This is a genomic window from Tissierellales bacterium (genome assembly GCA_035301805.1).
Taxonomy (GTDB): Bacteria; Bacillota; Clostridia; order Tissierellales; family DATGTQ01; genus DATGTQ01.
The window spans coordinates 1-6823 of record DATGTQ010000025.1; the positions used below are offsets into that span (position 1 = coordinate 1).

Sequence of the window (6823 nt, forward strand, 5' to 3'; positions counted from 1 at the left end):
TTAAAGAATAGGCAAGGTTGATAAAAAACTCACCAACTCCTGTTTTGTCCAAAAAGGCACCAAATAAAAGAAACATAAATACAAATGTTGCTGATACACCTATAGGTATACCTAAGAGTCCTTCTAGTGTGAAATACATATGTCCAATGATTCTACTCCAAGAATAGCCTCTATGTCCCAATTCTCCTGGGAAATAAGGACCAAATCTAGCATATAGCAAAAATATAATAGCTACTATTGGAAGCTCAGGTCCTACGACCCTTCTAGTGATTTCTAAGGTTAAAAGAATTGCCGTAGCACCAAATAAAATATCCATAGTGGTCATATTTCCACCTTTTAGGGCAATTTCTTCTACAAAAATAAATAAGTATCCAAATATAAGTAGACTTAATCCGATAAAAACATAATCCAATATAGATGGTTTCTTTTTATTTCCTTTTTTAGTTGCTGGAAATAATAAAAATCCTAAGGTAAAGGCAAAAATAATATGCAATGACCTTTGCCTTAAAGAAAGTAAGGTACCTCTTCCTGCCGTATAAAGGTGAAATACAGACATTCCAATAGCAATAATGGTAGCTATTATTCCAATAAGACCAACAAGTTTCCTAGAGCCACTAGATTCTTGGTCATATTCTTCTAACAATTCATCTACATCTTTTACATCTTTCATTGAAAAACCTCCCTTAATAACTGTTTTAAAAAAGATATTTTCTTAACATCAAATTTTACGCTAGTCCTAGGTTCCGAAAAATCCAAAAAGGCTTCATAATGCTTATTAATATAGATCTGGTGCTCTGCTTTAACGGCACCAGTCCTATAAATAAGATTATCCATTTTTTCGTTAATATTGTATATTTTAAAGCCATTTTCCGTTATACTGAAATCATAAGGAGTTGTGGCTGGTAAGCCAGCACCATAGGAATGGAAATAAGATTCCTCAAGTATAATATCCCCATTATGGTTAATAGAGTATATTTCTATAACGGGTACCAATTGAACAGAATGAATGTGCTTTATACTGAACCTATCATATTTCTGAACTTTCCAACTTCTTAAATACTTATCTGTTTCGTAATCAGATGCTTCTAAAATATAAATGGGATAAAGATATATAATTAATAAAATTATAAAAATAATTAAAATTATACCTCTCTTCCCTATAATTTTACTGTTTAATTCCTTTTTCATCATAATACCTTTGTGCACCAGGGTGTAGGTCGATAGGCATACCTTTTAAAGCTGATTCTAGATTTATGTCATTACCTCTACTATGGGTATCGGCAATTTCCTGTTTCTCTTCAAATAAATACTTAGTCAGTTCATAAACTAAATCTTCTTTTAAATCTTCTGGTACAACTAACATTGCCATTACAGCTACAGTATTTATATCTGCTTTTTGATCTTTATAGGTATCTTTCGGTATAGTAGCATCTGTATAATAAGGATATTCTTCGACAAGTTCAGCAATTCTTTCTTCTTCTATAGGAACTACTACAATATCTGCAGTTTGAGAAACCTCTGTAACTGCGGAAGTTGGTACTCCTGCTGTAATGAAAGCTGCATCAATTTGTTTATCCTTTAATTGGTCTGCTGCTTCGTTAAAAGATAAAAAATCCGCCTTTCCTAAGTCATCATAATCCATACCATAAGCTGCTAAAATTTGTCTAGCATTTGCTTCACTACCAGAACCAGGTGCACCAATAGCAACTTTTTTGCCTTTTAAATCTTCAATAGTTTCAATGTTTGAATTCTTAGTAGCAATGACCTGAATCACTTCTGGATAAATCATAGCCATTCCCCTTATGTTCTCTATCTTTTCACGATCATCAAATATCTCGGTAGCGGTATAAGCGTAATAAGCTATATCGTTTTGAACAAAGGCTATTTCCGTTTCACCTTTTGATACTAATTCAATATTCTCAACAGAAGCACCAGTTGATTGGGCATTTGCTGTTACACCTTCTATGTTGTCATTAAAGACCTTTGCCATTGCACCACCCAATGGATAATAGGTTCCAGATGTTCCACCAGTAGCAATGGATATATAGTTTTTCTTTCCTCCAGTACTTGTTTGTTTACCATTTTTAGAGCTGCACCCCACTGTTAAGGATAAAATTAACACTAGGGTCAGTACGCCTATTAGTATTTTTTTAAACATGTTATTTCCTCCTTTTTAATATAAGTTAGTAAAAATTCTCTCTTGTAAATTGATAAGGTGATTTTGGTATAATAAAAGCATTCATTTAGCATAATATTCTGATAAACAAATACTCATAACTTATACTATTCTATATTATTTATAAATATCCTCTTTTTTTTTGAAGAAAGATAAGAAATTATACGCTTATAAAAATGAAAGGGGCATAAATAGTGTAATTAGTATATATATTTGGTATAATATATGTATTATAATAGTGAGGGTGGAAATTATGTATAAAGCACTTTATAGACAATATAGGCCTAAAACTTTTGACGAAGTAATAGGGCAGGAACATATTACAACTACATTAAAAAATCAGATTTTTAATGGAAATATAGGCCATGCCTATTTATTTTCTGGAACTAAGGGAACAGGAAAGACCTCTACAGCTAAAATATTTGCAAGAGCTGTAAATTGTATAGATTTAAAGGATGGTAATCCTTGTAATTCTTGTGAAATCTGTAAGGGCATATTAGACGAAAGTATCATGGATGTAATAGAAATGGATGCAGCAAGTAATAGTAGTGTAGATGATATAAGAGAACTTAGGGATAAGGTACAGTATGCTCCTGCAAAGGCAAAGTATAAGGTATATATTATGGACGAGGTGCATATGCTTTCAAATGATGCATTTAATGCACTTTTAAAGACCTTAGAGGAACCACCAGCACATTTAATATTTATATTGGCAACTACTGAATCGGAAAGGCTTCCCCAAACCATACTATCTAGATGTCAAAGATTTGATTTTAGGAGGATAGGTACTGGTAATATAGTTTCAAGTTTAAAAAATATATGTAAAGATTTAGATATTAAATATGAAGAAAGTGCACTACAATTAATAGCTAGAAATGCTGAAGGAGCTATGAGAGATGCAGTAAGTCTTTTAGATCAATGTATATCTTTTAATAAAGATGAGTTAAGATTAAAAGACTCTTTAGAAATACTAGGTATTGCAAATAAAGATATTATATTTAATATAGTTGATAATTTAAAAGAGAAGGATCTGGAAAAATCTTTATATATTGTAGATGATATTGTACAAAGTGGAATAGATATTAATCAATTTATAAAAGATTTAATACTTCATTTTAGGAATCTTATGATTGCTAAATCCTCTAAGAATCCTTATGACATCATAGATATGGAAGAAGAGGCTATAAAGAAGTATGAAATTCAAGCAGAAAACATGTCTCTGAAATTTATTCTTAAGGCTTTAGACCTGCTAAATGAGGGAGAAAATCAAGCTAAATGGTCGACTCAGCCTAGAATTATACTTGAAATGTCTATTATAAAACTGATAAACTTAGAAGATGAATTATCTTTAGAAGAAAGAGTGAAAAAGCTTGAAGATTTTATAAGCACTGGAAAAACTATGATTCCAGAAAAAACTATGGAAAGACAATTTGGAAGAAGAAATGTTCAAAAAAATATGAAAAAGCCTATAACAAAGGAAAAAGTAGATAAAAAAGAAGAAAAAGTATATATAGGGAAAGAAAGGATAGATTTAGAGAAGGGAAAAACAGCTGAGGATGAATTGATTACAGAAGGTACAGGATTTGAATTTGATAAAGTAGTAGATGAGTGGGAATTAATTTTAAATTATATAAGAAAAGAAAATGTAGTAGTATATGCTCTTCTTAAAGAAGGTAGACCTTTGAGCGTTAGGAATAATTTATTGACTATAGGATATAAAGAAAATTTTGGTGTTCATAAGGAAGCATTAGAAAAGAAACATCAAGATTTTGTAAATAAAGTTATATCTAGATATTTTAATAAAAGTGTTAGAGTAAAATTTACTATGGAAGATGAAGTGAATAATTCCAGTAATGATAATGTTAAAGATAACAAACTAAATGAAGTCGTTGACTTCTTTGGTGAGGATTTTGTAGAAGTAAAAAATGATTAGGAGGTTTAAAAACAATGGCAAGAGGTAAGTTCCCAGGTATGGGAAATATGGGTGGCATGATGAAGCAAATGCAGAAAGCACAAAAGCAAATGGAAAAATTGCAACAAGAATTAGAGGAAAAGGAAGTAGAAGCAAGTGCAGGTGGTGGAGCTGTAACTGTTAAGGCTAATGGAAAGAAAGAAATAGTTTCAATATCCATAGATGAAGATGTTGTAGATCCTGAAGATGTAGAAATGTTGGAAGACTTGGTAATGGCAGCAGTAAATGAAGCATTAAGAGAAGCAGAAGATCTTATGGCTGAAGGAATGAAAAAGTTAACTGGAGGAATGAATATACCAGGTCTTTTCTAGAGGAAGGTTGATATAGATGGAGTATTACTCTTTACCTATAGCTAATTTAATAGAGCAATTTTCTAAGCTTCCCGGTATAGGAAAAAAGACGGCTCAAAGGCTTAGTTTTTACATTCTGGAAATGGAGGATTTTGAAGCAGGAAAATTGGCAAAAGCTATAACCGATGCTAAAGAAAAAGTTAAACAATGTAGCATATGCTGTTATTTAACAGATGAGGATCCTTGTCCAATATGTCGAGATGAAAGTAGAGATAGATCTACTATATGTGTATTAGAAGGGGCAAAAGATGTAGTGGCAATGGAAAAGACTAGAGAATATAAGGGACTCTATCATGTTCTCCACGGAGCAATATCTCCTATGGATAATGTGGGTCCAGATGATATAAAAATAAAAGAATTATTGAAAAGGGTTCAAGAAGGAAATGTAAAAGAAATAATTTTGGCAACTAATCCTACAGTAGAAGGAGAAGCAACAGCAATGTACCTTGCAAAACTTCTTAAACCCATGGGAATTAAAACAACAAGAATTGCCCATGGGATACCTGTAGGTGGAGATTTAGAATACTTCGACGTAGTAACCCTATCAAAAGCAATGGATAATAGGAGAGAAATGTGAGTCAGTAGTGAGTCAGTAGGGATGGTCCTTACTGACTCACTTTTTGACTCACCGGGGACGGTTAGATTCCGAGTCAGTAGGGCCAGTTATTAAAATTATTCTTTTTTAACTAAAAACTTATGAATTAGGAAATATTTCATTGTAGAACAGAACCATTGCTCCTGCTGTAGTTCTTTTAGCCAATGGAAGACCACATTTAGCTATACGGTAAAATCTATCTTTGTTATTAGGAATGTCTTTAAATTTGTTATGAATTTTAATGGTAACTCTAGCATTAAATCTTATATAACTTTTGATAGATTTTAATAAATATGTTCCTTTTTCTACTTTAAAATCATTAGTATATTTATATATTTCTTTAATATATAATTCATATTGTCGGTGATTGTCTAATAGCCTGATATTAGCATGTTGGGGAATTGTCATATCTTGAATAATATGGAGAGCTGCACCTAAGTAAAATAAAGACTTATTATGTTTTTCCTCTTCCCATAAGATATGGGCTAGAGAATAGTAACTACTTCCTAAATCTAAAGCATTTTTTCTTCCAAATAAACCTCTTTTTTTATTAGGATTGTAAAAATGGTTTGAGCTTTTAAGATTTTGGTCGGCCCATACGGCTCCTTTGTTTATATCTTCAATATATTCACTAAAAAAACTATATTCACTTAAATACTCATCATTTTTAAGAATATTCAAAGCGTCTATATTTATAGACTTATGAACTTCACATTGAGTTCTTATTATTGATTTTTTTATTGGGTTTATTATTTTAAAAAAATTTGTTAGGAATTTATTATAAATTACTTCAAAACTCTCCATTCTAACCACCAGCTTTATTTGTTTTATATAATTCAACTATTTTTAGTAAATTAACTATATATTTAATAGTATTATATTATTATCTGTATTTTAGTTAAAAATAAACGGAAAGGGGAAAAATATAAAATTAAATTAAAGAAGTTTCCAGTAAAAATCGAATAAAAGAATAAATAAAATTCGTGATGGAAAATTATTTCCATCACGAATTTAAAAATTTAAATAATAATAAAATAGAATATACATTTAAAAATATAAATATTAATTTTTCAGCTGAGCTATAAGTTTTGACCGTAATGGGAGATGATATATTATTTTTTAAAGGATAGAATAATTTTATTCCTTTAGGATTAAAAAAATCTGCTGCTAAATGTAATGCATACCCCAGGGTAAAGCCAGTGTATATAGGAGGGAATCCATATTTTGATGTTACTATTTTAACTATAGATATAGATATAAGAAAGCCTACTATACTATGGGTAAACCCTCTATGTTCTGAAATTCCTATAAAGAAAGTGACTATACCTAAAAGTCCAAAGGTCTTATTATTTACTACAAAGTATAAATAAAGAAATAACCCACTTAGAAATAAATAAAAGAAAGTTCTGTAAGTATTATTTTTAATTAATAAGAATTTTTGATTTAATTTAGCTTTTGGATGATCTAAATCGGGAACTAGAGATCCAATTGCTGAAGCTAAGATTAGAGCTAATTGATTTTCTATTGGTTGACCTGAGGATACAGTAAGTCCTGCTGCAATTCCTATGGCTATATGTGTTTTTCCTGTCATAATTACTCCTTTCTAGTAGACTTTTATAGTATATTAACTTTTTACGTTATCTTCAAGTTAAATATATTAATTAGTATTAACTTTACTCAAAGTTAATTGATTCATATAGGAAAATGTGCTATATTAGCTTTATGCTAGG

Annotated in this window: 8 protein-coding genes; 3 read left to right on the forward strand and 5 right to left on the reverse strand. The window is 30.5% G+C overall.

The window, feature by feature from the left end; translation table 11 throughout:
- From VK071_01085 to VK071_01095, 3 genes are all read right to left on the reverse strand, one after another.
- On the reverse strand, positions 1–670 hold a 670-nt coding region (locus VK071_01085; GenBank protein ID HLR33911.1), incomplete at its 3' end, for a TRAP transporter large permease subunit.
- Complete coding sequence (locus VK071_01090; GenBank protein HLR33912.1) at positions 667–1191, reverse strand: DUF1850 domain-containing protein; 525 nt, start codon at positions 1189–1191, stop codon at positions 667–669. The genes VK071_01090 and VK071_01085, both read right to left, overlap by 4 nt.
- Positions 1166–2158, reverse strand: coding sequence for a TAXI family TRAP transporter solute-binding subunit (locus VK071_01095; GenBank protein ID HLR33913.1), 993 nt, complete (start codon positions 2156–2158; stop codon positions 1166–1168). Before VK071_01095 ends, VK071_01090 begins: the two co-directional genes overlap by 26 nt.
- A 271-nt stretch (positions 2159–2429) precedes the next feature.
- On the opposite strand from VK071_01095, the gene dnaX reads away from it, so the two are divergent.
- Genes dnaX through recR form a run of 3 tightly spaced genes read left to right on the forward strand, consistent with a single transcriptional unit; the run spans position 2430 to position 5075 of the window.
- The gene (gene dnaX / locus VK071_01100) at positions 2430–4109 is read left to right on the forward strand and encodes a DNA polymerase III subunit gamma/tau (protein HLR33914.1); all 1680 of its coding nucleotides are present in this window, start codon (positions 2430–2432) and stop codon (positions 4107–4109) included.
- Positions 4110–4123: 14 nt separating this feature from the next.
- Positions 4124–4459, forward strand: a complete 336-nt coding sequence (locus VK071_01105) for a YbaB/EbfC family nucleoid-associated protein (protein HLR33915.1) — start codon at positions 4124–4126, stop codon at positions 4457–4459.
- A gap of 16 nt (positions 4460–4475) precedes the next feature.
- Positions 4476–5075, forward strand: a complete 600-nt coding sequence (gene recR, locus VK071_01110; protein HLR33916.1) for a recombination mediator RecR — start codon at positions 4476–4478, stop codon at positions 5073–5075.
- Positions 5076–5192: 117 nt separating this feature from the next.
- Here recR and VK071_01115 read toward each other — a convergent pair whose 3' ends face one another.
- Both VK071_01115 and VK071_01120 read right to left on the reverse strand, forming a co-directional pair.
- On the reverse strand, positions 5193–5897 hold the full coding sequence (locus VK071_01115; protein HLR33917.1) for a zinc dependent phospholipase C family protein: 705 nt from the start codon (positions 5895–5897) through the stop codon (positions 5193–5195).
- 199 nt (positions 5898–6096) lie between these two features.
- Positions 6097–6684, reverse strand: coding sequence for a metal-dependent hydrolase (locus VK071_01120; protein ID HLR33918.1), 588 nt, complete (start codon positions 6682–6684; stop codon positions 6097–6099).
- Positions 6685–6823 lie beyond the last annotated feature (139 nt).